We start from the raw sequence: 22719 nt of genomic DNA, 5'->3' as shown, positions 1-22719 counted from the left end.
GTTTTCCGCCCCCCCGCGGGGGGGGGGGGCCGGTTAAAGGGAGGCACCCCAGGGGGGGGGGGGGGGCCCTGGGGTTTTTGGGCCTTCATGGCGGGGGCGGGCCAATTGGGGGGGCGGGGGCCCTACGGGGGCACCATGGTCCCGGGTGTGGGGCCGGGGGGGAGGGTTCAGCCCGAGGGCGGTGATGGCGTTCTCGTCAGCGTCGGTGTCGAGGCCGTAGCGCACCCCGACGTCGCTGAGCCAGAACGACGCTCCGCCGGCGGGTGACGTCGACGCACCTCCGCCGTCCTGCCCGACCGTCTGGACCAGGTAGCCGCGGCCGGGGGCCAGCACCACGTTGTTCGCGGTGGTCCCGGAGCCCGCCCCGACGAGCTGCACGGGGTGCAGCTGATCAGACACGGGCAGCGTGACACCGGTGCGCAGGTCCAGGGTCGCGCTGGTCGAGTCCGCGGGCCGCTTCCACTCGGCACACGTCAACGGCGCATCGGCGGCGTCGACAAGCGAAATCGGTTGTGCGGGATAGGCGTCGACGTCGATGGCGTCGGCTACCGGCAGACGCGCGATGTCGTCGGCGCCCAGCCGCGGGGGCTGCTCGAGCCCGTACGAGTTCGTGTTGCGCATGATTGCGGCGATGACCGGCGAAATCGGTTGCAACCCTTCGTTGAGAACCGCGTAGTGACGCAGGGTGTTGTCGGTGGCGAACGATGCGACCACCGCGCCGACCGGCGCCTGCACCGGCAGCGGGTATCGCGGCGGCTCGCCGGCACCGAGAACGGCAGGCGGACTCAGCGCGGGAGCTTCCGGGACCGCGTTGAACAAGCCCGCCGCGATCGGGCGCGCATCGGCGCCTCCGGTGCCCAGACCCAGCGCACTGGTGACCGCACGGTCGTTCATGTCGATCGGACTGCGGTGGCCGTTCCACAGCAGCCAGGTGCCCGCGTTGGGACCGGCCGGGTTCGAGACCAGGATCGCCTTGTCATCGGCCAGCGGCGCGGCGCGTTCACCGCCGTCGCTCAACGGGCCCGCGATCATCGTGACGCCGGCCGCCGGCCCCGAAACCCCGTCGCACACCGTCCAATCGGCGTCGCGGGTGGTGTTCTGCACCATGCGCTCGGGCGCACCCGGGATGCCGATCAGGTTGCCACGCGGGAACTGGTCGATCTCGCTGGTCTTCACCTGCGACGGGTTGTCGGGACGGCCGGCGATCAGGCGTGCGGACGTCAGGTTCAGCACCGGGTGCAGCTGCTCACCGAGGCGTACGTAGAGCGCCGATGTGGTGCGATCGGCGAGTATCGCGTCGTTGCCCGCGACCCCGCCGGGACGAATCAACGAAAACACGAAACATCCTGCGACGACGGTGATCAGTACCAGCGCGCCGACGAGCACCGAACGAGTCTGGGTGCGCAACGGGTCGACAAGCATGCGGGTGTCGTGCAGGGCGACCCCGGATGCGATGCGCCGCATGATGAATCGCCATCCGGTGACCTGGTGCCTAGTGACGAAGCCGCGCCGGTACACGACCCGGTCGGGGTTCTCGTTGGCCGGTGTTCGGGACGTGAACGCGCGGCGGTCGGGATCTTCAGCGCTCATTCGGGCACCGTCAGGCCGAGGCCACGCAGCAGCGGAATGGCGGATTTGGTGACGTCTTCATCGGTTATGGTCATCAGCTCGTCATCTGTGAAGTCGTGGGATTCGGAGTGATCGAGTCGGTACTCGCGCTCCTCCTCGGAACGCTCGACCAGGTTGCGGACAAACCGGCCGTTACCGGCGATGTCGAGGTTGCGCCTCTCCACGCCCGCGGCGTCCGGCGTCGTCGCCGCGGCCAGCTGCCCAAACAGCGACTCCATGTGGGCCAAGGCCGCCGGTTCGAAGACGCTGTCTCGCTTCTCGGCCATCCGCACCGCGATCTCGACCAGTTCATGTGGTGTGTACGAGGGGAACTCGATGCTGCGGGTGAAGCGCGACCTCAGGCCCTCGTTGGTGTCGAGGAACGCGTCGAGGTCCTTGCGATAACCGGCGACGATGACAACCAGTCGCTCGCGGTCGTTCTCCATGCGGGCCAGCAGCGTGTCGATCGCGACCAAGCCGAAGTCGTTCTTGGCGCCGGTCGACACCAGTGCATACGCCTCGTCGAGAAACAGCACGCCGTCGAGCGCGCTGTCGATGATCGCGTTGGTCTTGGCCTCGGTCTCGCCGATGTGCTGGCCGATCAGGTCGGCACGGTGCACCTCGCGAACCGTCTCCTTCTTGAGAATGCCCAGGCCGCAATAGATCTTGGCGACGACGCGCGCGATCGTGGTCTTGCCGGTACCGGGTGGGCCCGCGAACACCAGATGGTTGGTGCGCTGCGCGACGGTCAGGCCGCGCTCCTGGCGACGGATCGCCATCGCGACCGAACTCTTCAGGCGCGCGACCTGATACTTGACCTCTTCGAGGCCGATGAACTCGGCGAGCTCGGCCTCGGCTTCGATCAGCAGGTGGGCCTTGCGCTCCTTGGCGCCCGGGTCGACGAAGTCCGCCTCGCTCGGCTCGGTGGCGGGATCCCACGGATCGGAGCGGCCCTCGATACGCGCGGCCGTGGTCGGCACGATGCCGTAGGAGCTGTCCGACAGCGCCACCTCGACCTGCTCGTTCTCCGGGTTGGCCGCGTAAAGCTCGGCGAGCACGTCGCCGGCGTCGAGCTCCTCGCCCTGTGCGCGCAGGCACAGCGCCTTGACCAGCGTGCCGTCGAGCGTCGCGACGTCGACCGGGCCGGACGGATCTTCCAGGTACGACAGTGCGGGTGCATACATACCGAGGCGTGCGAGCGACGTGCCGAGCGCGACGCGCGCCGCATGCGCGTAGGTCGCGTCGAGGCGCTCGTCGTTGACGATCGGCGTGATCAGCCGGACCACATCGGACCACCGCTCGGCGCGGTAAAACATCGCGATGCGCACCCATCGGGCGTCCAGCCAGTTGGGGCGCCGGGTGATCAGCGGTTCGACGAGTTCGTCCGCGCCCGCGTAGTCACCGGCGTCGCACAGCGTGACGGCGTAGGCCAGTTGGAAGTCGTCCGGTGTGGACGCCGAGAACTTCAGGTACAGGCCGGTGTCGTAGGTGAAGGCGAGATCGCCGTCGGCAAGTTGTACGTGGCGCTGCAGGACACCGGCGGTGGCGACGGTCTGCCAGACAGCCTCGAGGACCCTGGCGCTGGTGTCCCCGGACGCGGCGAGTCCCGTCCACGCATCGCACTGGTCGCGGGCGATGCGGGTGAGTTCGGTGAATCCTGACCGGGCAGCGGCCTGGTCAGGTGGGCGTCGACGGTCGTGCACCGACAGCCCGAGGGCGCGGCAACACGTGGCGAACCGACTTACCACGTCGTGGTCGACGCGCGAAGTCGCAGCAAAATCCGTTTGTAGCGGCACGCGCCGTGATCTCCCCGTAGTTATGGCAGGCTAACTTTACGGGGCGAAGTTAGCATTGACTAAGCTAACTTGTACAGACGCACCTCGGCGTCTCAGCCAGTAAGCGAGGGGCTCACCATTTGACGGCGCTCACCAGGCTTATCGTGCCGGTCATCGTTGCCGCCTCCGAACCCTCCTCGGGCACCGGTCGGCCGTTCGCGCGCAGGTAGTCCACGAGTGGGATGGCCTCGGCGCGCCAACCGCGGGCGCCGAACCACCGAGCGGCGGGCTGGTGTTGCTCGTTGTAGACCAAGCTGAAGAACTTGTCCTCGTCACCGACTGACCGCTCCTCTTGCCTCTTCGCCTCGAAGGCCGCCGCATCCATGGGCGCCGCCTCCTCGACGGCCGCGTAGCTACCCGGGGCGGCCAGCGAGGCGATCCCGGTGAACAGCTCGCGTTGGGCAACGGCAGGCAGGTAGATCAACAGGCCCTCGGCGATCCAGGCCGACGGCTCGTGCGGATCGAATCCGTTGTCGCGCAGTGCCCGCGGCCAGTCGTTGCGAAGGTCGACCGAGACCTCGCGGCGCTCGGCCCGGGGGGTGTGGCCGTCGAGGGCATGTCGTTTGAAGTCGAGCACCCGCGGCTGGTCCAACTCGAACACCACGGTGCGGTCGGGCCAGTCGAGGCGGTACGCACGTGAGTCCAGTCCAGCGGCGAGCAACACGATCTGCCGCACTCCGGCGTCTGCGGCGGCACGGAAGTAGTCGTCGAAGTACTTGGTGCGGACGGCCTGGAAGTCCACGAAATGCGCCCCGAAGTCGTCGGTGCGCAGAGGATGGTCGGGCGCTTCCCCGTCGAGCAGATCCGCCCACTCGCCACCCACGGCGCGACAGAAGGTCTCTGCGTACGAATCGACGACGAGGGGGTCTTGCTTCTGCGCTTCGAGCGCGCGGGCGGCGGCGACGAACAACGCGGTCGAGCCGACGCTCGTCGTGATGTCCCAGGTGTCGTTATCGGTACGCATGTACCTCTTTGTACGCCGCGAATCTGACAACGGGCTGAGCGGCCGGACTGGCTACACCAGCGAGCGCCCCGTGCGCACGCGCCAGTCCAGATCCTTGAGCAGCACGTTGAACGGGAACTGGCGGACGAATCGCGGCATCACGTTGTTGATGCGCCCGAGCAGGCGCATGACGCGGTTGAACCGCCGCTGCTTGGCCGCGTCCCACGGTAGGCCCATCTCATCGCGGAACCGTTGCGGCAGAAAGCCGGTCGTGATGAAGAGGTTGACGGCATCGGTGCGCTTCTGCAGCCATGCCGGAAGCTCGAGGTTACCGATGCGACCCGCCGCGATCGGCCAAAGGTATTCACGCACCGCGTCGTCGATGTGGATTTTGTCGAGCGACTGCTGCCAGTACTCGTCGAAGGCCTTGCGGTCGGCGGGCCACATCTCCGCGGGCACCTGCAGCGTTGTGCCCAACGCCGCGCCGTCGCGGTAGTGGCGCTCGGCGGACGCGTCATCCATCTCGCCGACGAAGACCCGGTATACGTCGACGAAACCCTTGTACAGGCAGGCGGCCACCCACAGCTGTAAGTCCTTGTCGAACGCGTTGTACTCGACCGGGCTGTCCGGCAGCGAGTACACCTCGCGATGCGACCGGTTGACCGCGCGCCGATACGTCGCCTTCTGTTCGTCGGTGCCGGCCAGCGCAACCGCGAGGTAGGTGAACGTCGTCCGCGCCCGCTTGATGGGATGCCGGTCGGCACGGCCACTTTCGACGCGGCTGTCCTTGACGCCATACCCGACTCCCGGCCGCGCTAGTTCCATGATCACGTTGGCGGGTCCGGACAACAGCCCGATACCGAGCATCGCGTCCTCCGGCGATACGTCGCAGAGCGGCTTCTGACCCGGCAGAGGCGCGTCGTTGACCGGTCGTCCGACGTGGTCGATCGGCTCAGTGACCATGGGGTAACCCCTATCGCAAATGTGAGAACGCTTGTTTCCTGATATTGCCCCGGGTCGGCGCCGAGTGTCAAGATGGCGGCCATGGCACAGGTCCGCCCCTACCGCGGCGTCGACGCGGCTCAACGCCTCGCGCAGCGCAGGCAGAGTCTGCTCGAGGCCGGCCTCGAACTGCTCGGCGCCGATGGGGACCCCGCCGAGTTGACGGTGCGGGCCATCTGCGCGCAGGCCGGGCTGGGTGTCCGGTACTTCTACGAGACGTTCAGCGACAAGGACGAGTTCGCCGCAGCGGTCTACGACTGGGTGATCGCCGACATCGCGGCGACCACGCAGGCTGCGGTCGCCGCCGCGCCGCTTCGTGAGGGCTCCCGTGCAGCGATGGCGAACATCGTGCGCACCATCGCCGCAGATCAGCGCGTGGGACGGCTGGTGTTCAGCGTTGCGCTGTCGAACACGGTGATCGTGCGCAAGCGCGCGGATTCGACGGCGCTGTTCGCGAAGTTGTTGTTGCAACACGCGGACTCCGTCGTCCCGCATGACAACGAACTCGACGAGGCGACGGCGCATTTCGCCGTGGGCGGGGTCGGTCAGACCATCAGCGCCTGGCTGGCGGGGCACCTCGACCTCGACGCCGACCAACTCGTCGACCGGCTTGCGGCGAACATCGACGCGGTCTCGGGCGCGCCCACGGACGACTGACCCGTCAGGCGGTCACCCTCGGACGCCTGTCCGCCGCTGTCTTGGGTGTCGCGTTGGCGTCACGCTCGGTGAACTCCTTGGTCCAGCACGCGAATTCGAGCGTGATGCCGTCGGGGTCCAGGAAGTAGAACGACCTGACATACACACCCGGGTGCACGGTCGGAGAAACCTGACCCTCGCTGTCGTCGTGGTTGAGCACCGGCCCGACCCGCACACCCTTGGCCTTGAGACGTTGCCGGTACTCGTCGAACTTTTCGGCGGGCACGTGGAAAGCCAGGTGGTTCATGGTGCTGACGGCACTGACGATGTCCCCGATGCCCGGAATGGCCTCCGGCGATGAGATACCGGGAACCCGGTCCGGCGCGTCGGCGAACCAGAAGAATGCGACGCAGTCGCCGTTGCCGGCGTCGAAGAAGAAGTGCTGCCCCATGCCTCCCGGCAGGTCGAGCGACTTGATCAGCGGCATTCCGAGGATGTTGCTGTAGAAGTCGACGGTTCTCGCCATATCCGAGCACACCAACGCCACGTGGTTGATACCGCCGAGCTCGAACTCGGTGTTGGGATTGTCGGGCCTGATCATGGGCGCCTCCTAGCGCGAATCTCTGGCCAGAAACGCAAATCGAATTTAGCATCAGGGGTAATCACGAGCAATGACGAACGGACCGGCACCGCTATGACGATCGCCCCGCGCGTCCCGCTGCCGATCACGCCGGTCGTCGAGACCGTAGAACAGCCTGTATCCCTTGACTTTTCGCTGTATCCCGGGGGCCGCGAATGACCAGAACGCCGTCGACCACCGCAACGCCGGGCGTCACCCGCGAATTCGTCGGTCTCGACTCCCCCACCGCCCGCCGGGCGGGTGCGGGCGGTCATCCGTGCCAGGGCCTCTACCACCGAGGCGTGGGCCGCAAGCCAAAAGTCGCGATGATCGCCACGCACTACCAGATCGACTTCTCCGAGCACTATCTCGCCGACTACATGGCCACCCGCGGAATCGGCTTCCTGGGCTGGAACACCAGATACCGCGGGTTCGAGAGCAGCTTCCTGCTCGACCATGCTCTGGTTGACATCGGCGTCGGAATGCGGTGGCTCCGCGAGGTTGCGGGGGTGGAAACCGTTGTGTTGTTGGGCAACTCGGGTGGCGGTTCACTGATGGCGGCATACCAGGCGCAGGCCGTCGACCCGCACGTGACGCCGCTGCAGGGCATGCGACCGGCAGCCGGACTCAACGACCTGCCACCCGCCGACGGTTATGTCTCGACCGCCGCGCACCCCGGTCGGCCCGACGTGCTCACCGCGTGGATGGACGCTTCGGTTGTCGACGAAACCGATGCCGTGGCAAGCGATCCCGAGCTCGACATCTTCGACGACCGTAATGGCCCCCCGTTCTCAGCCGACTTCGTCGAGCGGTACCGCGCCGCCCAGATCGCGCGAAATCACGCGATCACCGATTGGGCCGAGGCCGAACTAGAGCACGTGCGCGGGGCCGGCTTCTCCGACCGCCCGTTCACGGTGCTGCGGACGTGGGCGGATCCCCGCATGGTGGATCCCACCCTGGAGCCGACGAAGCGACCGGCAAACATGTGCTACGCCGGAGTGCCGGTGCAGGCCAACCGATCTGCGCGCGGGATCGCGGCGGCCTGCACGCTACGCAATTGGATCGGCATGTGGAGCCTGCGTCACGCGCAAACCCGCGCTGAACCGCACCTCAACCGAATCACCTGCCCGGCGCTGGTCATCAATGCCGAGCAGGACACGGGTGTGTTCCCGTCCGATGCCCAGCACATCTTCGACGCGCTCGCCAGCACGGACAAGGCGCAGTGTTCGATCGACACCGACCACTACTTCACCACTCCCGGAGCGCGCAGCGAGCAGGCCGATACCATCGCGAAGTGGATCGCGAAGCGGTGGCGCTGACCGGCGGAAGCTCGCCGCTGAGAGTCCTCGCCCATTTCACTCCCGGCCCCAAGGCGGTCGAGTTCGTTGCGCCGCAGTCCGATTGGCTCGACATCCGCTACTGCGCGGAGGATGATGACGCCGCCTTCTACCGCGAACTCCCCGAGGCCGACGTCATCTGGCACGTGCTGCGTCCGATCTCCGGGCACGACCTCGCCGAAGCGCGACGCTGCCGGTTGGTGCACAAGATGGGCGCCGGGGTCAACACCATCGACGTGGCGACCGCCACCGACCTGGGCATCGCGGTCGCCAACATGCCCGGGGCCAACGCCCCATCGGTCGCCGAGGGCACCGTGCTGCTGATGCTCGCCGTGCTGCGCCGGCTGACCGAACTCGACCGAGCCACCCGCGAGGGCCGAGGCTGGCCGTCCGACCCGAGCCTGGGCGAGACCGTCCGCGACATCGGCGGCTGCACGGTCGGTTTGATCGGCTACGGCAATGTCGCCAAAAAGGTCGAGCACATCGTGCGGGCAATGGACGCCGAGGTGTTGCATACCAGCACGCGCGACGACGGGCACCCCGGTTGGCGAGCGCTACCCGACCTTCTGACCGCCAGCGACATCGTCTCGCTTCATCTCCCGCTGACCGATGCGACGGCCGGCATGATCGACCGCACGGCACTCAACCGCATGAATCCCGGCGCGGTGCTGGTCAACACCAGCCGCGGGGCGATCGTCGACGAGACCGCCCTCGTCGAAGCGCTGCGCTCGAAGAAGTTGGCCGGCGCCGGTCTCGACGTGTTCGCGACCGAACCCGTCGAGACCGACAACCCGTTGTTGTCCCTCGACAACGTGGTGCTCACCCCGCACGTCACCTGGTACACCGCCGACACGATGCGGCGGTATCTGGAGCACGCGGTCGACAACTGTCGCCGGCTGTGGGACGGCCGTGAACTGGCCAACGTCGTGAACGGTATCGTGTCTCCCAACCGACCGGTTAATAGGGACACTCCGTCACAGTGAGGTGCACGTATGCCCATTGCAATCAGTCCTGAGCACAACGATCTGGCCGACTCGGTGCGGTCCTTCGTCGCTCGGGTGGCACCGTCCGAGGTGCTGCACGAGGCCCTGGAGACGCCGATCCCGAACCCGCCGCCCTACTGGAAGGGCGCGGCCGAGCAGGGCCTGCAGGGTGTGCACCTGTCCGAAGACGTTGGTGGACAAGGTTTCGGAATCCTCGAGCTCGCCATCGTCGCCGCCGAATTCGGCTACGGCGCCGTTCCGGGGCCATTCGTGCCGTCAGCCATCGCCAGCGCGCTGATCGCGGCCCACGACCCCAACGCCCCGCAATTGGGTGACCTCGCCTCCGGCGCGACGATCGCGACCTACGCCATCGATTCCAGCCTGACCGCCACCCGGCACGGTGAAGGCGACGCGGCCGGGCTGGTCATTCGCGGCGAGGTGCGCGCCGTTCCCGTCGCCGGGCAGGCGTCGCTGCTGGTGCTGCCCGTCGCCATCGACAGCGGCGAAGAGTGGGTGGTCCTCGACGCCGACCAACTGGAGATCGAACCCGTCACAAGCCTGGATCCGCTGCGGCCCGTCGCGCACGTACGCGCGAACGCCGTCGAGGTGGGCGACGACCGGGTGCTGAGCAACCTGAGCCGCCCGCTGGCCCGCGCGTTGATCTCGACGTTGCTGTCCGCGGAGTGCATCGGCGTGGCCCGGTGGGCCACCGACACCGCCGCCGCATACGCCAAGATCCGCGAACAGTTCGGCAGGCCCATCGGCCAGTTCCAGGCCATCAAGCACAAGTGCGCTTCGATGATCGCCGACACCGAGCGCGCCACCGCAGCCGTCTGGGATGCCGCCCGGGCCATCGACGAGTTCCGCGAAACCGGCTCGGACGACGCCGCTTTCGAGTTCGCCGCGGCTGTGGCGGCCACCCTGGCGCCCGAAGCGGCCCAACACTGCGCCCAGGACTGCATCCAGGTGCACGGTGGCATCGGCTTCACCTGGGAGCATGACACCAACGTCTATTACCGGCGCGCGCTGGTGCTGGCGGCCGGTTTCGGCAGGCACGCCGACTACCCGCAGCAGGTCGTCGACGTGGCGACCACCACGGGGATGCGCAAGCTCAACATCGACCTCGATCCCGATACCGAGAAGCTGCGCGATGAGATCCGCGCGGAAGTGACTGCGCTCAAGGCGATTCCACGCGAAGAGCGCAACGTCGCGATCGCCGAGGGGGGCTGGGTGCAACCGCACCTGCCCAAGCCGTGGGGACGCGCGGCCGGACCCGTCGAGCAGATCATCATCGCCCAGGAGTTCGACTCGGGCCGGGTCAAGCGCCCGCAGATGGGCATCGCGGCGTGGATCATTCCCTCGATCGTGGCGTTCGGCACGGACGTACAGCAGCAGCGCTTCCTGCCGCCGACGTTCCGCGGCGAAATGATCTGGTGCCAGCTGTTTTCCGAGCCCGGTGCGGGTTCTGACCTGGCCAGCCTGACGACGAAGGCGACGAAGGTCGACGGCGGTTGGCGGATCACCGGGCAGAAGATCTGGACCACGGGTGCTCAGTTTTCGCAGTGGGGTGCGCTGCTGGCGCGCACCGATCCCAATGCGCCCAAGCACAACGGCATCACCTATTTCCTGCTGGACATGGCCAGCGAAGGCGTCGAGGTCAAGCCGCTGCGCGAGCTGACCGGTAACGCGATGTTCAACACCGTGTTCATCGACGACGTATTCGTGCCCGACGAGATGGTGCTCGGCGAGGTGAACCGAGGCTGGGAGGTCAGCAGGAACACGCTGACCAACGAACGTGTGTCAATCGGCAGCAGCGAACCGCCGTTCCTCGCCAGCCTCGCTGACTTCATCACGTTCCTGCAGGAAGGTCAGTTCGACCAGATCGAGCAGAATTCGGCGGGCAGGCTGATCGCCGAAGGCCATGCCGCCAAGGTGCTCAACATGCGTTCGACGCTGCTGACGCTGGCCGGTGGTGATCCGATGCCCGCGGCGGCGATCTCCAAGCTGCTGTCGATGAAGACCGGCCAGGGCTACGCGGAGTTCGCGGTGTCGTCGTTCGGCACCGACGGCGCGATCGGGGATCCGAAGCAGGAGCCCGGCCGATGGGCGGAGTACCTGCTCGGCAGCCGGGCCACCACGATCTACGGCGGGACCACCGAAGTGCAGCTCAACATCATCGCCGAGCGCCTGCTGGGATTGCCGCGCGATCCGTAAAACGCTTGCCGAACGGGCGTAGCCTTGATTCACGGTCACGTTCCAACGGTTGGCGGATGTGATGAGCAGCTTCGGCATTCGAATCGCCCGCGCCTCGGTCGGCGCCGCGGCGATGGTGGGGCTGTTCGTCGCGCCGACGGTCATCGGCGACGCTCCGGCGCCGCGAGAACAGGCGGCGCCGTGCTATCCCGGCGTTCTTCCCGGAAACCCGTGGGCGACGTCCTGCAACTTCGGTCCCCGGCCGCCGAGGGTCCGCGGCGGTCCGCCCGATCAGACCGCGGTGATCGCCTGCCGCGACATCCCCGGGTGTCTGTCGGCGTTCGTCAACGGCCCCCTGTGAGCGTTTAACGAGCGCGCCTGGGGCAATGTTGATGTCATGACCAACGACGTCGAGAAACGCTGGGACCGGCCGGGAGCTTTCCGGGCCGCCGCCATCTACGTGGCGGTGGTGGTCGCGGTCGCCGCCCTCGCCTTCGTCATCTACGCGGTTGTTTCGAAGACCTCGATCGTCGCCGCCTCGACCGTCCCGGCGATCCTGTTCCTGGGCGGGGTGGGCGCGTTCGTCAGGACCTATCGCGAGTGGAAGGCCGAGGGCGCCTGGGTGCAGTGGCAGGGCGCCGGGTGGTTCCTGCTCCTGCTGATGCTGGTGTGTCTGGCCATTCCCGGCGCGGCCGCGATGGCCGACTAGGGCACGATCGAATCGACGTAGCCGCCGTCGACGCGCACCGCCGCTCCCGTCGTCGCCGATGCCAGCGGTGATGCGAGATATGCGACCAGATTGGCGATTTCGGCCGGTTCGATCAGCCGCTGCAACAACGACTGTGGCCGATGCTTGCGCATGAACTCGCGTTGCGCCTGCTCCCACGGCAACGACTTGTCGACGAGTTGGTAAACGAAGTCCTCGACACCCGCGGTGTGCGTCGGCCCGGCGATCACGGAGTTGACCGTGACGCCGGATCCCGCGGCGTCCTTGGCGAAGCCTCGTGACAACGCCAACAGCGCGGTCTTGGACACGCCGTAATGGATCATCTCCTCGGGTATCACCAGCGCGGAGTCGCTGGCGATCTGGATGACCCGCCCCCAGCCCCGCTCGGTCATGGCCGGCAGGTACGCACGGATGAGCCGGGCCGCGGCCAACACGTTGACCTCGAAATAGGTGCGCCACTGCTCGTCGGTGATCTCGCGGGCCGGTACGGCGCCGAAGATGCCCAGGTTGTTGACCAGGATGTCGACGTCGTGTAGCCGCTCGAGCAGTTCGGCCACGCCCTCCTCGGTGGCCACGTCGGCCGCGACGCCGAGCACGTCGCCGTCGAGCTTCGCCACGGCCTCGTCGACACGTGCGCGGCTGCGGCCGTTGACGGCGACGCGTGCGCCACTGCCCGCCAGGGCCTCGGCGATCGCCAGCCCGATGCCCTGGGTCGACCCGGTGACGAGCGCGGTCTTTCCAGTCAGATCAATGTTCACGCCCTGCTACTACCTCTGCGGCGGCGCGACTATTCCGGCTGGTTGGCGTCCGCCTTCTCGCTCGACTTCTCGGCGCCGTCGGCCTCGGCCTTCTCGCCGCCTCCGTCGACGTCTGCTTTTTCGCCGCCTCCGTCGACCTCCATGTCCCGCAGCTCGCGCTTCAGGATCTTTCCGGTCGGGTTACGCGGCAGCTCGTCGAGGAAGACGACCTCGCGGGGCACCTTGTAGCGGGCCAGGTGCTCGCGGACGTAGTGCTTGATCTCGTCCTCGCCAATTGAGGCGCCGTCGGCCTTGACCACGAAGGCCCGCAGCCGATGGCCCCACTCCTTGTCCTCGACACCGACGGCGGTGGCCTCCACGACCTCGGGATGACCGCTGATCAGGTCCTCCACCTCGGCCGGGAACACGTTCTCACCGCCGGACACGATCATCTCGTCGTCGCGACCACTGACGTAGAGCAGGCCGTTCTCGTCGAAGTAGCCGACGTCGCCCGAGGACATCAGCCCGTCGACGATCTGCTTGTGCCCACCGCCGGTGTAGCCCTCGAACGGGAAGAAGTTGCCGACGAAGATCCGCCCGACCTCGCCCTGCGGCAGTTCGTTGCCGTCGTCGTCGAGGATCTTGACCTTCACACCCTTGACCACCGGCCCGACGGTCGCCGGGTTCTTCTCCAGATCCCGGGGCCGCGCGATGGTGGCGAAGGCGATCTCGGTCGATCCGTACAGGTTGTAGATGACCGGTCCGAGCGCCTTGAGCCCACGCTGTGCCATCTCCGCGCCCAGCTGTGAACCCGACACGAAGACGATCCGCAACGAGGACAGGTCGGGCTTGCGGTCCATGCCGTCGAGCGCATCGAGGATGCGCGACAACATCACCGGCACCACCACGATGGCGGTCACCTTGTGCTTCTCGATGTCCTCGAGCACCTTGGCGGCCTTGAACTTCCTGCGCAGCACCAGTGTGGTGCCCAGCATCATCGCGATCGTCGCGTGCAGGAAACCCAGCGCGTGGAACATCGGCGCCGGGAGCGCGGTGACCTCCCCGCCCTTGAACGGCACGTGCGAGAGCACACCACCGATCGGGGCCAGCGTCGGCGGTGTACTTCTGTTGGCGCCCTTGGGTGTTCCCGTCGTGCCACTGGTCAGGATGATGACCGACGAGTGCTTGGTCGCCTTCGGCGCGGGCTTGCCGGTGTGACGCGAGACGAAGTCCTCGAGCGTCTCGTCGGTGCTCTTCGACGGCTCGTCGCCGGAGGCGGAGGCCGACGATTGATCTGCGTCGGGGTTCACACCAAGCGCGCGCAGCTTGCCCAGCGGCGGGTCGGCCTTCGAGACGGCCTCGCAGTACTCGTCGTCGTAGATGATCAGCTTGGCGCCTTCGCGTTCGGACACCTCCTTGACCTGGGGACCCGAGAACTCGCTGTTGAGCAGGATGATGCGGGCGCCGGTGCGGGCGGCGCCGTAGAGCGCGACCAGGAACCACCGGTGGTTGCGGGCCAGGATTGCGACGCCGTCGCCGCCCTTGACGCCCTTCTCCAGCAGGCCGTTGGCCACCGAATGCGCGGCATCGTCGAGTTCCTTGAAGGTCATCTCGCCGAAGTCGTCGATGATCGCCGTCCCGTTGGGGGTGCGGCGGGCATTGAGCGCCGGGATCATCCCGAACTCGCCCCACCGACGAATGTCGGCGAGCATCGCGGCGACATTCTGCGGGGGTTCGATCTTGAACGCACCGGCGCCGAACATCTTCGCGGCGTAGTGCAGCTCGGCCGACCCGCGTTCGACGAGTTGCTGAGCCTTGGCGAACGCCTGCAGCGGGAGCTCCTGAAGTCTTGCCATGACCCCACCATATGTGACCCGCGTCGCACTGCGGCCGGGAAACTAGCATGACGCTATGGCCGTACCCCGGTATCTGGAGGTCGACGGTCACCAGGTGCCCGTCAGCCACCCCGACAAGGTCGTCTTCCCCGATATCGGCGTCACCAAGGCCGACCTGATGCAGTACTACCGCAGCGTCGCCGGCGGCGCCCTGCGCGGCGTTCGCGACCGGCCGATGATCCTCAAGCGGTTCGTCAAGGGCATCACCGAGGAGGCGGTGTTCCAGAAGCGGGCGCCGAAGAACCGACCGGACTTCGTCGACGTCGCCGAGTTGAAGTACGCGTCCGGGACGTCGGCGGCCGAAGCCGTGCTGCGCGACGAGGCCGGCCTGGTCTGGGCGGTCAACCTCGGATGTGTCGATCTCAACCCGCATCCGGTGCGCGCGGACGACCTGGCCCACCCCGACGAGTTGCGCGTCGACCTCGACCCTCTGCCGGGTGTGAAATGGCCGCAGATCATCGACGTCGCGATGGTGGCTCGCGAGGTGCTCGAGGACCACGGGCTGACGGCGTGGCCCAAGACGTCGGGATCGAAGGGTTTCCACATCTACGCCCGGATCGAGCGGCGCTGGCCGTTCAAGTTCGTCCGCCTCGCAGCGCAGGCGGTGGCCCGGGAGGTCGAACGCCGCGCCCCCGACATCGCCACCGCGCGCTGGTGGAAGGAGGAGCGCGAAGGCGTCTTCGTCGATTTCAACCAGAATGCGTTCGATCGAACCGTCGCCTCGGCCTATTCGGTGCGCGCGACACCGGACGCCCGGGTGTCGACACCGCTGCTCTGGCACGAGGTGCCCGATTGCCGACCCGAGGCCTTCACGATCGCGACGGTGCCGAAGCGGTTCGCCGAAATCGGTGACCCGTGGGAGGGCATCGACGATGCGGCGGGATCGCTCGACGCGCTGCTCGATCTCGCCGACCGGCTCGGCCCGGCGGAGAAGGCGCCGCGCGGAGCCAAGCGTTCGGGCGGAGGCGGTGGCCGGCGCGTGTCCTCGAAACCGCTGATCGAGATCGCCCGCACCAAGACCAAGGACGAGGCTATGGCGGCGCTGGACGAGTGGCGACGGCGCCACCCGTCGGTGGCCGAAAAGCTGGAGCCCGCAGACGTTCTCGTCGACGGCATGCGCGGACCCAGTTCGATCTGGTATCGCATTCGGATCAACCTGCAGCACGTGCCCGAAGACCAGCGCCCCGCACAGGAGGAGTTGCTCGCCGATTACAGCCCCTGGGAGAACTATTCGGGTCCCCAGAGGCTGCGCGGTAATTGACGGTTTGCTGGCTATCGCAAATTGTGCTTCTTACCAAAGTATTAGCCGGCGTTGCCGGTTGCCTTAATCTCACCACTTAAGTTTGAGTCATCGACGAAGCTGACCTACCTGAGGAGGCAGTGATGTACGGGAACCCGACATTCGACTGCGCCGGTGCCAAGCTTCATGCGGTGTGCCGTCAATTGGCGACTGTCGTTACGGTAGACGGCGTCATCGACGATCGGAACATCGAACGAATCACCGCCTTCGCTCGCCGATTCGTATTGGCCGAGAAGCCGTTCGTCCTCGATTTGAGTGGCGTGAGTTCATGCGCAGAGCAACTCATTTCGCTGATGTACGACGTTGATGAGAGCTGCTATCAAGCGGAGGTGGATTGGGCCGTCATCGTCAGTGATGACGTTCAACGAGTACTGCGCGGCTCCGGAGTGAGCGTCCCGGTTGCCGCGTCACTACCTGATGCGCTTCACCACTTCGCGGAGAGCATCGAGAAACGGCGCCGGCTTCTGCCGCTGCTGACTCAGAAGACTGCATAGCGGAAGGCGACCAGGTGCTACTCGATATTCGCTGGCTCGGTTACCTGCTTGGCCGTCGGCATCCGACGGCCAAGCAGACCGGCCACGCCTACTGATCCGGACATAGCGACGCCCGTTCTCGACGCGTCATGCGCTGGATCGTCGACGGGATGAACGTGATCGGTTCGCGCCCCGACGGCTGGTGGCGGGACCGCCACGGGGCCATGGTGACGCTCGTCGAGCGATTGGAGGCGTGGCGCCCCGCGGGTGACGACGTCACCGTCGTATTCGAACGACCCCCGAAGCCGCCCATCGAATCAACCGTCGTCACGGTCGCGTATGCGCCCCGCGCGGCGGCCAACTCGGCCGACGACGAGATCGTCCGCCTGATCCGTGCAGACGATCAACCGTCCGACATTTGCGTGGCGACTTCCGACCGAACGCTCGCCGAACGGGTGCGAGCCGCCGGCGCGTCCGTCGTCCCGGCCGAGAGGCTACGGGGCCTCATCGACCCGCGGTGACGCCTGCGGGGTGCCAGTCGGGCGATCGGCCCAGGTGACGCAGTATCCGGTCGAGGTCGCCCTCGCCTTCCTGCTGCGCCACCGCGCGGGCGAACGGCGAGTTGTCCATCTCGCGGAATTCGCCGTCGGGAACTGCAAATGCCAGTGGCAGTACGGCGTCGATCACCTCGGAGGGCAGCGCGAACGGCAGGCCGATGCTGCGGGCGACGTCCCAGCCGTGCACCACGTAATCGACGAAATGGAAACCGACCGCCATCGCACCCGGGACGGTCGCGTCCGGACCGAACTCGGGTAGCGCGAACGTCGCTTCCAGCACGCCGTCGGCGGCGAACGCGTCCAGCACCTCGGCTGCCGCCGCCGCATATGCGCCGCGGGGGTCCGCGCGAACCGCCTCGGTGACGGTCGCGGGCTCCCATACCGTGAGATCGGCGCCGCCTCCCCGTGCAGCAGCAGCAAATCCCTTGTGCTGCACGGTCATATGCGTCAACAAATCGGCCAGGTTCCACCCCGCACACGGCGTAGGGCGGTCGAGGTCGGCCGCGGTGATCCCCGAGACGATCTCCATTGTGGTGGTGACCGCGATCCGGTGGGCCGGTCGCGGATCGATATTAGTATGCATACGCTTACGATATACCTACGCATATGATTGGTCAACGCTTAATATCCCTCCATGCCGCCGAAGCCGCGACGACAGGACCTCGCCGCGATGCTCGCCCCGCTGCTCCGTCGACTCATCGCACTCGAAACTCCCGTGCTGACCGAGCACGGCGTCTCGATGTGGGGATACAGCGTGCTGCTGGCGCTCGACGAGTCCCCGGTGCGCACGCAGGCCGCCCTCGCGGAGGCGATCGGCGCCGACAAGACGCGGATCATTCCCACGCTCGACGAGCTGCAGGACAAGGGCTACATCGAACGGCGGCCCGATCCCGCCGACCGGCGCGTCCGGTTGCTCGCGATCACCGAAGCCGGCCGCGCACTGAAGGATTCGGTGCAGGCGGAGATCCAACGAGGCGAGGAACGGTGGCTCTCGGTGTTGTCGCCCGGCGACCGGCGGGCCTTTCTGCGGGCTCTGCACGAGATGACGCGTGTCGACGACACCCCATAGGGTCTGAGGAATGAACCGCCTCGACCGCTTCTTCGAGATCTCGGCGCGCGGAACGACGGTCGCGGCTGAGGCGCGCGGCGGCCTGGTCACGTTCATCGCGATGGCCTACATCATCGTGCTGAATCCGATCATCCTGTCCAGCTCAGAGGATGTGTCCGGCAACAGGCTGCAGTTCGCCGAGGTCTCGGCGGTCACCGCGTTGGCAGCGGGCGTGATGACGATCCTGTTCGGACTCATCGCCCGTATGCCGTTCGCGTTCGCCGCCGGCCTCGGCATCAACTCGTTTGTCGCGACGACGCTCGTCGGCTCTCTCACCTGGGCCGAGGCCATGGGGCTGGTGGTGATCAACGGCCTCATCATCGTGGTGCTGGCGGCGACCGGATTGCGGCGACTGGTGTTCGACGCGGTACCGATGCAGCTGAAGTTGGCGATCACGGCAGGCATCGGGTTGTTCATCCTGTTCATCGGCCTGGTCGACGCGGGGTTCATCGGTTCGACCGGGAAACCGTCGCCGCCGGTCGGCCTCGGAGGCGACGGCAGCGGTTCGATCAGCACCGTGCCCACCGTGGTGTTCGCCTTCACGCTGCTGCTGACGGGCATCCTCGTGGCCCGAAAGGTGCGCGGCGGCATCCTCATTGGGCTGATCAGCGGCACCGTCGTCGCGGTCGTGATCGAGGCGATCTGGCACCTCGGGTCCGCCGTCGACAAGCCCGGTGGCTGGAGCCTGTCGGTGCCGACCCTGTCGGGATCACCGTTCGCGCTACCCGATCTCTCGCTCGTCGGCGCGTTCAGCATGGACAGCTTCGGCCGCATCGGGATCATCGCCGCGACCATGTTCGTCTTCACGCTGGTGTTCGCGAACTTCTTCGACGCGATGGGCACCTTCACCGGGCTGTCGCGGGAGGCCGGGCTGGCCGACGATAAGGGCACGTTTCCGCGCCTGCGGTCGGCCTTGATCGTCGAAGGCGCCGGCGCCGTGGTCGGCGGCGCATCGTCGGCATCGTCGAACACGGTGTTCGTGGAGTCGGGCGCGGGAATCGGCGAGGGCGCTCGGACCGGGTTGGCGAACATCGTCACCGGCGTCCTGTTCCTGGCGGCGATGTTCATCTCACCACTCGCGTCGGTGGTGCCGACCGAGGTGGCAGCGGCAGCGCTGGTGATCGTGGGCGCAATGATGGTGTCGCACCTGCGCCACATCGACATCTCCGAGTTCTCGGTCGCGCTGCCCGTGGTGCTGACGGTGGCGACGATGCCGTTCTCGTACTCGATCGCCAACGGCATCGGCGTCGGCTTCATCGCGTGGGTGGTGCTGCGCTCGGCAGCAGGAAAGGCCCGCGAGATCAGCCCACTGTTGTGGGTGGTCGCCGCGGGCTTCCTGCTGTACTTCGCGCGAGGCTGGATAGAGTCGCTGCTCGGGATCTAGCCGTCGGCTTTGCGCTTGTCCTTCTCGACGTCGGCGAGGTCTTCGATCTTGTCGGCCTGCGCCCGCGTCACCGTGGCGTCCACGCGCTTGTCCTGCGCGTCGGCCATCTTGACACTGGCCGCCTTGGCCGCAGTTCGCTCGGCCGCCTCGATCTGCTCTTCCTCGCGGCGCTTCGCGGTCTCCACGTTCTTCTTGCGCTGCTCGGCGATCTCGTCGGCCCGCTTCTTGCTCTCGACGATCTTCTTCTCGGCGTTCTCGACCGCTGTGCGCTTACGCTGCTGAGCCTCGGTGCGCGCCTGACGAGCCTCGGCCTCGGTCTCCTCGAATGCCTTCTGCTTGTCCTGCAACGCCTTTTCGCGCGTCACCTTCAGCTCCCGGTCCGCCTGCTTGACGTTCTCGTCGGCGGCCGCGTCGAGCTCGGCGGCACGGCGCAGGGCGTCGCTGCGCTCGACGAGTGTGGCGCCCCGCTTCTGGAGCTCGCGGTCGCCGAGCGCAGTGCCGACGGCCGTGTCCAACAACCCCAGGGAACGCTCGTAGAACAGGCGCGCGGGTGCCTCGTCGTTCATCCGTGCGACGAATCGATCGTCGATCAGTTGCAGCGGCACACGGGCCACCTGGTACTGAAACCTCAGCACCGCCTTCGGAATAGCGGTGATACTCATGGTCAAGCTCCTTCTACGCCTTGATCAGGCGTTGTCGTTCAGGTTGTCGGCCTGGCGCCGGATGCGGGCGGCTTCCGCCTTCGCGCTCGCCGATTCCTCGACCGCTTCGCGGTGTTCATCGAGCGCTCCTGCGAGCTGGGTGTCGGCGTCGTGCACCTCCGCGCGCTGCTCGACCCGCGCCTCGCGCGCCTTGCGATCCGCCTCGAGTTCGGCCTGCGTGCGCTCCCGCTCGAGCTGCTGGTGTGCGGCGTCCTCGGCGGCGCGCTTCTGGGCGGCCTTCTGGCTCTCCACCGTGCCCTTCTCGGCTACGGCCTCGGCGTTCGCTTCGGCGCGTTCCTTGGCACCTTCCCGCTTGGCCTCCGCAACCTCGTTGCGCGCATCGCGTGCCTGCGCGTCGGCGACTGCCTCGACCGTGTTTGCTTCCTTGCGGCGTTCGGCCTCGGCCTGCTGAAGCTGGCCTTCTGCAGTCATCGAGTCGTTTCCGGTGATCGCACCGAACATCTCTTTGGCCTTGCCCTTCACCGAGTCGAGCAGCCCTTCTCGTGCCTGGCCGGCCTTATCGTGGTCCGTCATTCGGGCCTCCTCTCACGCGTCAAGGTTCCACGTCTGTGGGGGTCCGAAACACCCTGTGGGCGGACGCACAGGTACCGCGCTGCGATCATGTGTCGCGTGACAGCGACGACGATCCCGGCCATCGCCCTGACCGGCTACCTCGGCGCGGGTAAGACCACGCTGCTCAACCACGTATTGCGCCAGCCGGGTGCGCGCGTCGGGGTCATCATCAACGATTTCGGCGAGCTCAACGTCGACGCCGCGCTGGTCACCGGCCAGGTCGACGAACCCGCCTCGATCGCCGGGGGATGCATCTGCTGCCTTCCCGACGACGGAGGCCTCGACGACGCGCTGGCCAAGCTCTCCGATCCGAAGCTCGGGCTGGATGCCATCATCATCGAGGCCAGCGGCCTGGCCGACCCGATCGCGATCTCGCGAATCATCCGGTTCAGCGGCGTGGAGCGGGTACGGCCGGGCGGCGTCGTCGACGTCATCGACGCCGCCACCCACTTCGACACCATCGACGACCATGCCACCCCGCCCGCCCGGTACGGCGCGGCCTCGCTGGTGGTGGTCAACAAGCTCGACCAGATTCCCGAGTGTGACCGCCAGACGGTACTCGGCCGCATCGAAAGCCGTGTGCGCGAACGGAATCCGGAAGTCCACATCGTGGGCGCGACGGCGGGGCGGGTCGATCCGGCCCTGCTGTATGACGTGTCCGCGTCCGCCGAGGTCGGTGAACAGTTGTCACTGCGGGAGCTGTTGGTAGATACGGGCGACGAACCCGAACATCTCCACGTCCACGCCGATTCGGTGACCGTCACCAGCGTCGGGCACGTTGATCCCGCGGCGCTGATCGACCTGCTCGAACAACCGCCCGCAGGTGTGTATCGGCTCAAGGGCGCGGTCGCGATCAAATACCGCGAGCGCACGCGCCGCTATGTTGTCAACGTGGTCGGCACGTCTGTCCACATCGCGAACGCACCGTCATCGGCATCCACGAACGTGATCGTCGCGATCGGGACGCACCTCGACGTCGGGGAGGTCCGCACACGCGTCGAAGCCGCGCTGGCTCCACACCACGGTCCGGTGTCGGCCGCGGGTATCCGGCGCCTGCAGCGCTACCGCCGGCTCAGCATCTGACCGGGCCCGGCGCCTATGGTGAACAGATGAGCGCCGAGGAACAGCGCGCCGGGGTCGAGTTGACCAACCTGGACCAGCCTCTGACCCCGGACGCGGGTGCCACAAAGCGCGATCTGATCGACTACCTCGACGCGGTGTCCGACCGGATACTGCCCGGTCTCGCGGGGCGACCGCTGACGGTGCTGCGGGTGCTGCGCGGGCGTGCACCGTTCATGCAGAAGAACGTGCCGAAGTACACGCCGGAGTGGGTGAAAACCGTTTCGATGTGGGCGGAGTCGTCGCACCGCGACGTGCGCTACGCCCTGTGCGACGACCGGCGCACGTTGCTATGGCTGGCCAACCAGCGTGCCGTCGAATACCACCCGACCCTGGGCATGGCCGACGACATCTACCGCCCAACGCATCTGGTGCTCGACCTGGACCCGCCGGCGGAAAGCGATTTCTCGGCCGTCGTCGCTGCCGCACACCTTGTCCGGCAAGCGCTTTCGGACTGCGGCTTGAGTGGAGTGGTGAAGACTAGCGGCGCCAAGGGCGTGCACGTCTTCGTCCCGGTGGACGACAGCGCGCCGGTCGAGGATGTCGCCGCGGCCACCCGTGCGCTGGCCGCTCGGGCCGAGTCGCTCGACCCGAGCTGCGCGACAACGGCTTTCATCGTCGATGACCGCGAAGGCAAGGTGTTCATCGACTCCACGCGTTCCGGCGGCGCGACGGTCGTCGCCGCCTACAGCCCGCGGCTACGCCCCGGCACCCCGGTCTCGTTTCCGGTCGACTGGTCGGACCTGGACCGCATCACGCCCGCGGATTTCACCGTGCACACCGCTATCGACGCCCTGGCGGGCCGCGACCCGTGGACGGAGGCGATGCCCGCGCCGCAGACGCTGCCCGCCGACCTGATCGCACACGGCAGAACCATCCCCGTGGCCCGGGTTGCCGCGATGCACGAGGGCAAGCGCCGGGCGCGGGCGCGGCGCGCGGGCAAGGATTGACCTTCTGCCGAATCGGGTATCGCCGAGCTGATCAGCGAG

General features: G+C 67.2%; 23 protein-coding genes. 13 read left to right on the top strand and 10 right to left on the bottom strand.

What is annotated here, in order from left to right; all coding sequences use genetic code 11:
• Window positions 1-33: 33 nt before the first annotated feature.
• The 4 genes from eccB to A5752_RS04415 form a co-directional block, all read right to left on the bottom strand.
• A complete protein-coding gene (gene eccB, locus A5752_RS04430; RefSeq protein ID WP_082963745.1) occupies window positions 34-1590 on the bottom strand; it encodes a type VII secretion protein EccB in 1557 nt (518 codons plus the stop codon).
• Window positions 1587-3404, bottom strand: a complete 1818-nt coding sequence (gene eccA, locus A5752_RS04425; RefSeq protein WP_286159383.1) for a type VII secretion AAA-ATPase EccA — start codon at window positions 3402-3404, stop codon at window positions 1587-1589. Before eccA ends, eccB begins: the two co-directional genes overlap by 4 nt.
• A gap of 112 nt (window positions 3405-3516) precedes the next feature.
• Window positions 3517-4407: a class I SAM-dependent methyltransferase gene (locus tag A5752_RS04420; RefSeq protein ID WP_067082604.1), complete on the bottom strand. Its 891-nt coding sequence runs from the start codon at window positions 4405-4407 to the stop codon at window positions 3517-3519.
• Window positions 4408-4458: 51 nt separating this feature from the next.
• The gene (locus A5752_RS04415) at window positions 4459-5349 is read right to left on the bottom strand and encodes an oxygenase MpaB family protein (RefSeq protein ID WP_067082601.1); all 891 of its coding nucleotides are present in this window, start codon (window positions 5347-5349) and stop codon (window positions 4459-4461) included.
• A gap of 81 nt (window positions 5350-5430) precedes the next feature.
• Here A5752_RS04415 and A5752_RS04410 point away from each other — a divergent pair, with 81 nt between their 5' ends.
• Window positions 5431-6045: a TetR/AcrR family transcriptional regulator gene (locus A5752_RS04410; protein ID WP_067082626.1), complete on the top strand. Its 615-nt coding sequence runs from the start codon at window positions 5431-5433 to the stop codon at window positions 6043-6045.
• Between the two features lie 4 nt (window positions 6046-6049).
• Here A5752_RS04410 and A5752_RS04405 read toward each other — a convergent pair whose 3' ends face one another.
• Entirely contained in the window at window positions 6050-6625 is a 576-nt protein-coding gene (locus A5752_RS04405) for a VOC family protein (protein WP_067082598.1), read from the bottom strand.
• Window positions 6626-6819: 194 nt separating this feature from the next.
• Between A5752_RS04405 and A5752_RS04400 the strand changes: the two genes are divergently transcribed.
• The 5 genes from A5752_RS04400 (at window position 6820) to A5752_RS04380 (ending at window position 11865) form a co-directional block, all read left to right on the top strand.
• Entirely contained in the window at window positions 6820-7962 is a 1143-nt protein-coding gene (locus A5752_RS04400; protein ID WP_067082595.1) for an alpha/beta hydrolase, read from the top strand.
• Window positions 7938-8963 carry a 2-hydroxyacid dehydrogenase gene (locus tag A5752_RS04395; RefSeq protein WP_231983324.1) on the top strand — a complete coding sequence of 342 codons (1026 nt, stop codon included), beginning with the start codon at window positions 7938-7940 and terminating at the stop codon, window positions 8961-8963. Before A5752_RS04400 ends, A5752_RS04395 begins: the two co-directional genes overlap by 25 nt.
• 9 nt (window positions 8964-8972) lie before the next feature.
• Window positions 8973-11177: an acyl-CoA dehydrogenase family protein gene (locus A5752_RS04390; protein WP_067082592.1), complete on the top strand. Its 2205-nt coding sequence runs from the start codon at window positions 8973-8975 to the stop codon at window positions 11175-11177.
• A 61-nt stretch (window positions 11178-11238) separates the two neighbouring features.
• Window positions 11239-11517, top strand: coding sequence for a hypothetical protein (locus tag A5752_RS04385; protein WP_067082590.1), 279 nt, complete (start codon window positions 11239-11241; stop codon window positions 11515-11517).
• A 36-nt stretch (window positions 11518-11553) separates the two neighbouring features.
• Window positions 11554-11865: a hypothetical protein gene (locus A5752_RS04380; protein WP_067082587.1), complete on the top strand. Its 312-nt coding sequence runs from the start codon at window positions 11554-11556 to the stop codon at window positions 11863-11865.
• Here the strand turns inward: A5752_RS04380 and A5752_RS04375 are convergent.
• Both A5752_RS04375 and fadD2 read right to left on the bottom strand, forming a co-directional pair.
• On the bottom strand, window positions 11862-12641 hold the full coding sequence (locus tag A5752_RS04375) for an SDR family NAD(P)-dependent oxidoreductase (protein ID WP_067082584.1): 780 nt from the start codon (window positions 12639-12641) through the stop codon (window positions 11862-11864). The two genes, A5752_RS04380 and A5752_RS04375, sit on opposite strands and share 4 nt — an antisense overlap.
• 29 nt (window positions 12642-12670) lie before the next feature.
• Entirely contained in the window at window positions 12671-14476 is a 1806-nt protein-coding gene (fadD2, locus tag A5752_RS04370) for a long-chain-fatty-acid--CoA ligase FadD2 (protein ID WP_067082581.1), read from the bottom strand.
• 55 nt (window positions 14477-14531) lie between these two features.
• Here fadD2 and A5752_RS04365 point away from each other — a divergent pair, with 55 nt between their 5' ends.
• From A5752_RS04365 to A5752_RS04355, 3 genes are all read left to right on the top strand, one after another.
• Window positions 14532-15776 carry a DNA polymerase domain-containing protein gene (locus A5752_RS04365; RefSeq protein WP_067082578.1) on the top strand — a complete coding sequence of 415 codons (1245 nt, stop codon included), beginning with the start codon at window positions 14532-14534 and terminating at the stop codon, window positions 15774-15776.
• Between the two features lie 122 nt (window positions 15777-15898).
• Complete coding sequence (locus A5752_RS04360; RefSeq protein WP_067082622.1) at window positions 15899-16309, top strand: STAS domain-containing protein; 411 nt, start codon at window positions 15899-15901, stop codon at window positions 16307-16309.
• 128 nt (window positions 16310-16437) lie between these two features.
• Window positions 16438-16809: an NYN domain-containing protein gene (locus A5752_RS04355; RefSeq protein ID WP_067082575.1), complete on the top strand. Its 372-nt coding sequence runs from the start codon at window positions 16438-16440 to the stop codon at window positions 16807-16809.
• Here the strand turns inward: A5752_RS04355 and A5752_RS04350 are convergent.
• A complete protein-coding gene (locus A5752_RS04350) occupies window positions 16793-17428 on the bottom strand; it encodes a TIGR03086 family metal-binding protein (RefSeq protein WP_067082571.1) in 636 nt (211 codons plus the stop codon). The genes A5752_RS04355 and A5752_RS04350 overlap by 17 nt on opposite strands.
• 51 nt (window positions 17429-17479) lie before the next feature.
• Between A5752_RS04350 and A5752_RS04345 the strand changes: the two genes are divergently transcribed.
• Window positions 17480-17914 carry a MarR family winged helix-turn-helix transcriptional regulator gene (locus A5752_RS04345; protein WP_067082568.1) on the top strand — a complete coding sequence of 145 codons (435 nt, stop codon included), beginning with the start codon at window positions 17480-17482 and terminating at the stop codon, window positions 17912-17914.
• A 10-nt stretch (window positions 17915-17924) separates the two neighbouring features.
• A complete protein-coding gene (locus A5752_RS04340) occupies window positions 17925-19337 on the top strand; it encodes an NCS2 family permease (protein WP_067082564.1) in 1413 nt (470 codons plus the stop codon).
• On the opposite strand, the gene A5752_RS04335 is transcribed toward A5752_RS04340, so the two are convergent.
• Window positions 19334-19999, bottom strand: a complete 666-nt coding sequence (locus A5752_RS04335) for an IF2 family translation initiation factor (RefSeq protein WP_067082561.1) — start codon at window positions 19997-19999, stop codon at window positions 19334-19336. The genes A5752_RS04340 and A5752_RS04335 overlap by 4 nt on opposite strands.
• A gap of 24 nt (window positions 20000-20023) precedes the next feature.
• Window positions 20024-20572, bottom strand: a complete 549-nt coding sequence (locus A5752_RS04330; RefSeq protein ID WP_067082559.1) for a CsbD family protein — start codon at window positions 20570-20572, stop codon at window positions 20024-20026.
• Between the two features lie 87 nt (window positions 20573-20659).
• On the opposite strand from A5752_RS04330, the gene A5752_RS04325 reads away from it, so the two are divergent.
• Window positions 20660-21694 carry a CobW family GTP-binding protein gene (locus A5752_RS04325; protein ID WP_067082556.1) on the top strand — a complete coding sequence of 345 codons (1035 nt, stop codon included), beginning with the start codon at window positions 20660-20662 and terminating at the stop codon, window positions 21692-21694.
• Window positions 21695-21720: 26 nt separating this feature from the next.
• Window positions 21721-22680: a non-homologous end-joining DNA ligase gene (ligD, locus tag A5752_RS04320; protein WP_067082553.1), complete on the top strand. Its 960-nt coding sequence runs from the start codon at window positions 21721-21723 to the stop codon at window positions 22678-22680.
• Window positions 22681-22719: the final 39 nt, after the last annotated feature.

Source organism: Mycobacterium sp. 852002-51961_SCH5331710 (genome assembly GCF_001665535.1).
Lineage (GTDB): Bacteria > Actinomycetota > Actinomycetes > Mycobacteriales > Mycobacteriaceae > Mycobacterium.
The sequence above is the reverse complement of the archived record's forward strand: the minus strand, read 5'-3'. Positions and strand labels throughout refer to the sequence as shown.

Coding starts and splice junctions, on each gene's coding strand:
- A5752_RS04390 (WP_067082592.1), top strand. CDS start 8,973: ATGCCCATTGCAATCAGTCCTGAGCACAACGATCTGGCCGACTCGGTG.
- A5752_RS04410 (WP_067082626.1), top strand. CDS start 5,431: ATGGCACAGGTCCGCCCCTACCGCGGCGTCGACGCGGCTCAACGCCTC.
- A5752_RS04335 (WP_067082561.1), bottom strand. CDS start 19,999: ATGAGTATCACCGCTATTCCGAAGGCGGTGCTGAGGTTTCAGTACCAG.
- eccB (WP_082963745.1), bottom strand. CDS start 1,590: ATGAGCGCTGAAGATCCCGACCGCCGCGCGTTCACGTCCCGAACACCG.
- A5752_RS04345 (WP_067082568.1), top strand. CDS start 17,480: ATGCCGCCGAAGCCGCGACGACAGGACCTCGCCGCGATGCTCGCCCCG.
- A5752_RS04365 (WP_067082578.1), top strand. CDS start 14,532: ATGGCCGTACCCCGGTATCTGGAGGTCGACGGTCACCAGGTGCCCGTC.
- A5752_RS04420 (WP_067082604.1), bottom strand. CDS start 4,407: ATGCGTACCGATAACGACACCTGGGACATCACGACGAGCGTCGGCTCG.
- A5752_RS04405 (WP_067082598.1), bottom strand. CDS start 6,625: ATGATCAGGCCCGACAATCCCAACACCGAGTTCGAGCTCGGCGGTATC.
- A5752_RS04350 (WP_067082571.1), bottom strand. CDS start 17,428: ATGCATACTAATATCGATCCGCGACCGGCCCACCGGATCGCGGTCACC.
- A5752_RS04330 (WP_067082559.1), bottom strand. CDS start 20,572: ATGACGGACCACGATAAGGCCGGCCAGGCACGAGAAGGGCTGCTCGAC.
- A5752_RS04360 (WP_067082622.1), top strand. CDS start 15,899: ATGTACGGGAACCCGACATTCGACTGCGCCGGTGCCAAGCTTCATGCG.
- A5752_RS04325 (WP_067082556.1), top strand. CDS start 20,660: ATGTGTCGCGTGACAGCGACGACGATCCCGGCCATCGCCCTGACCGGC.
- A5752_RS04415 (WP_067082601.1), bottom strand. CDS start 5,349: ATGGTCACTGAGCCGATCGACCACGTCGGACGACCGGTCAACGACGCG.
- fadD2 (WP_067082581.1), bottom strand. CDS start 14,476: ATGGCAAGACTTCAGGAGCTCCCGCTGCAGGCGTTCGCCAAGGCTCAG.
- A5752_RS04385 (WP_067082590.1), top strand. CDS start 11,239: ATGAGCAGCTTCGGCATTCGAATCGCCCGCGCCTCGGTCGGCGCCGCG.
- A5752_RS04380 (WP_067082587.1), top strand. CDS start 11,554: ATGACCAACGACGTCGAGAAACGCTGGGACCGGCCGGGAGCTTTCCGG.
- A5752_RS04400 (WP_067082595.1), top strand. CDS start 6,820: ATGACCAGAACGCCGTCGACCACCGCAACGCCGGGCGTCACCCGCGAA.
- ligD (WP_067082553.1), top strand. CDS start 21,721: ATGAGCGCCGAGGAACAGCGCGCCGGGGTCGAGTTGACCAACCTGGAC.
- A5752_RS04340 (WP_067082564.1), top strand. CDS start 17,925: ATGAACCGCCTCGACCGCTTCTTCGAGATCTCGGCGCGCGGAACGACG.
- A5752_RS04355 (WP_067082575.1), top strand. CDS start 16,438: ATGCGCTGGATCGTCGACGGGATGAACGTGATCGGTTCGCGCCCCGAC.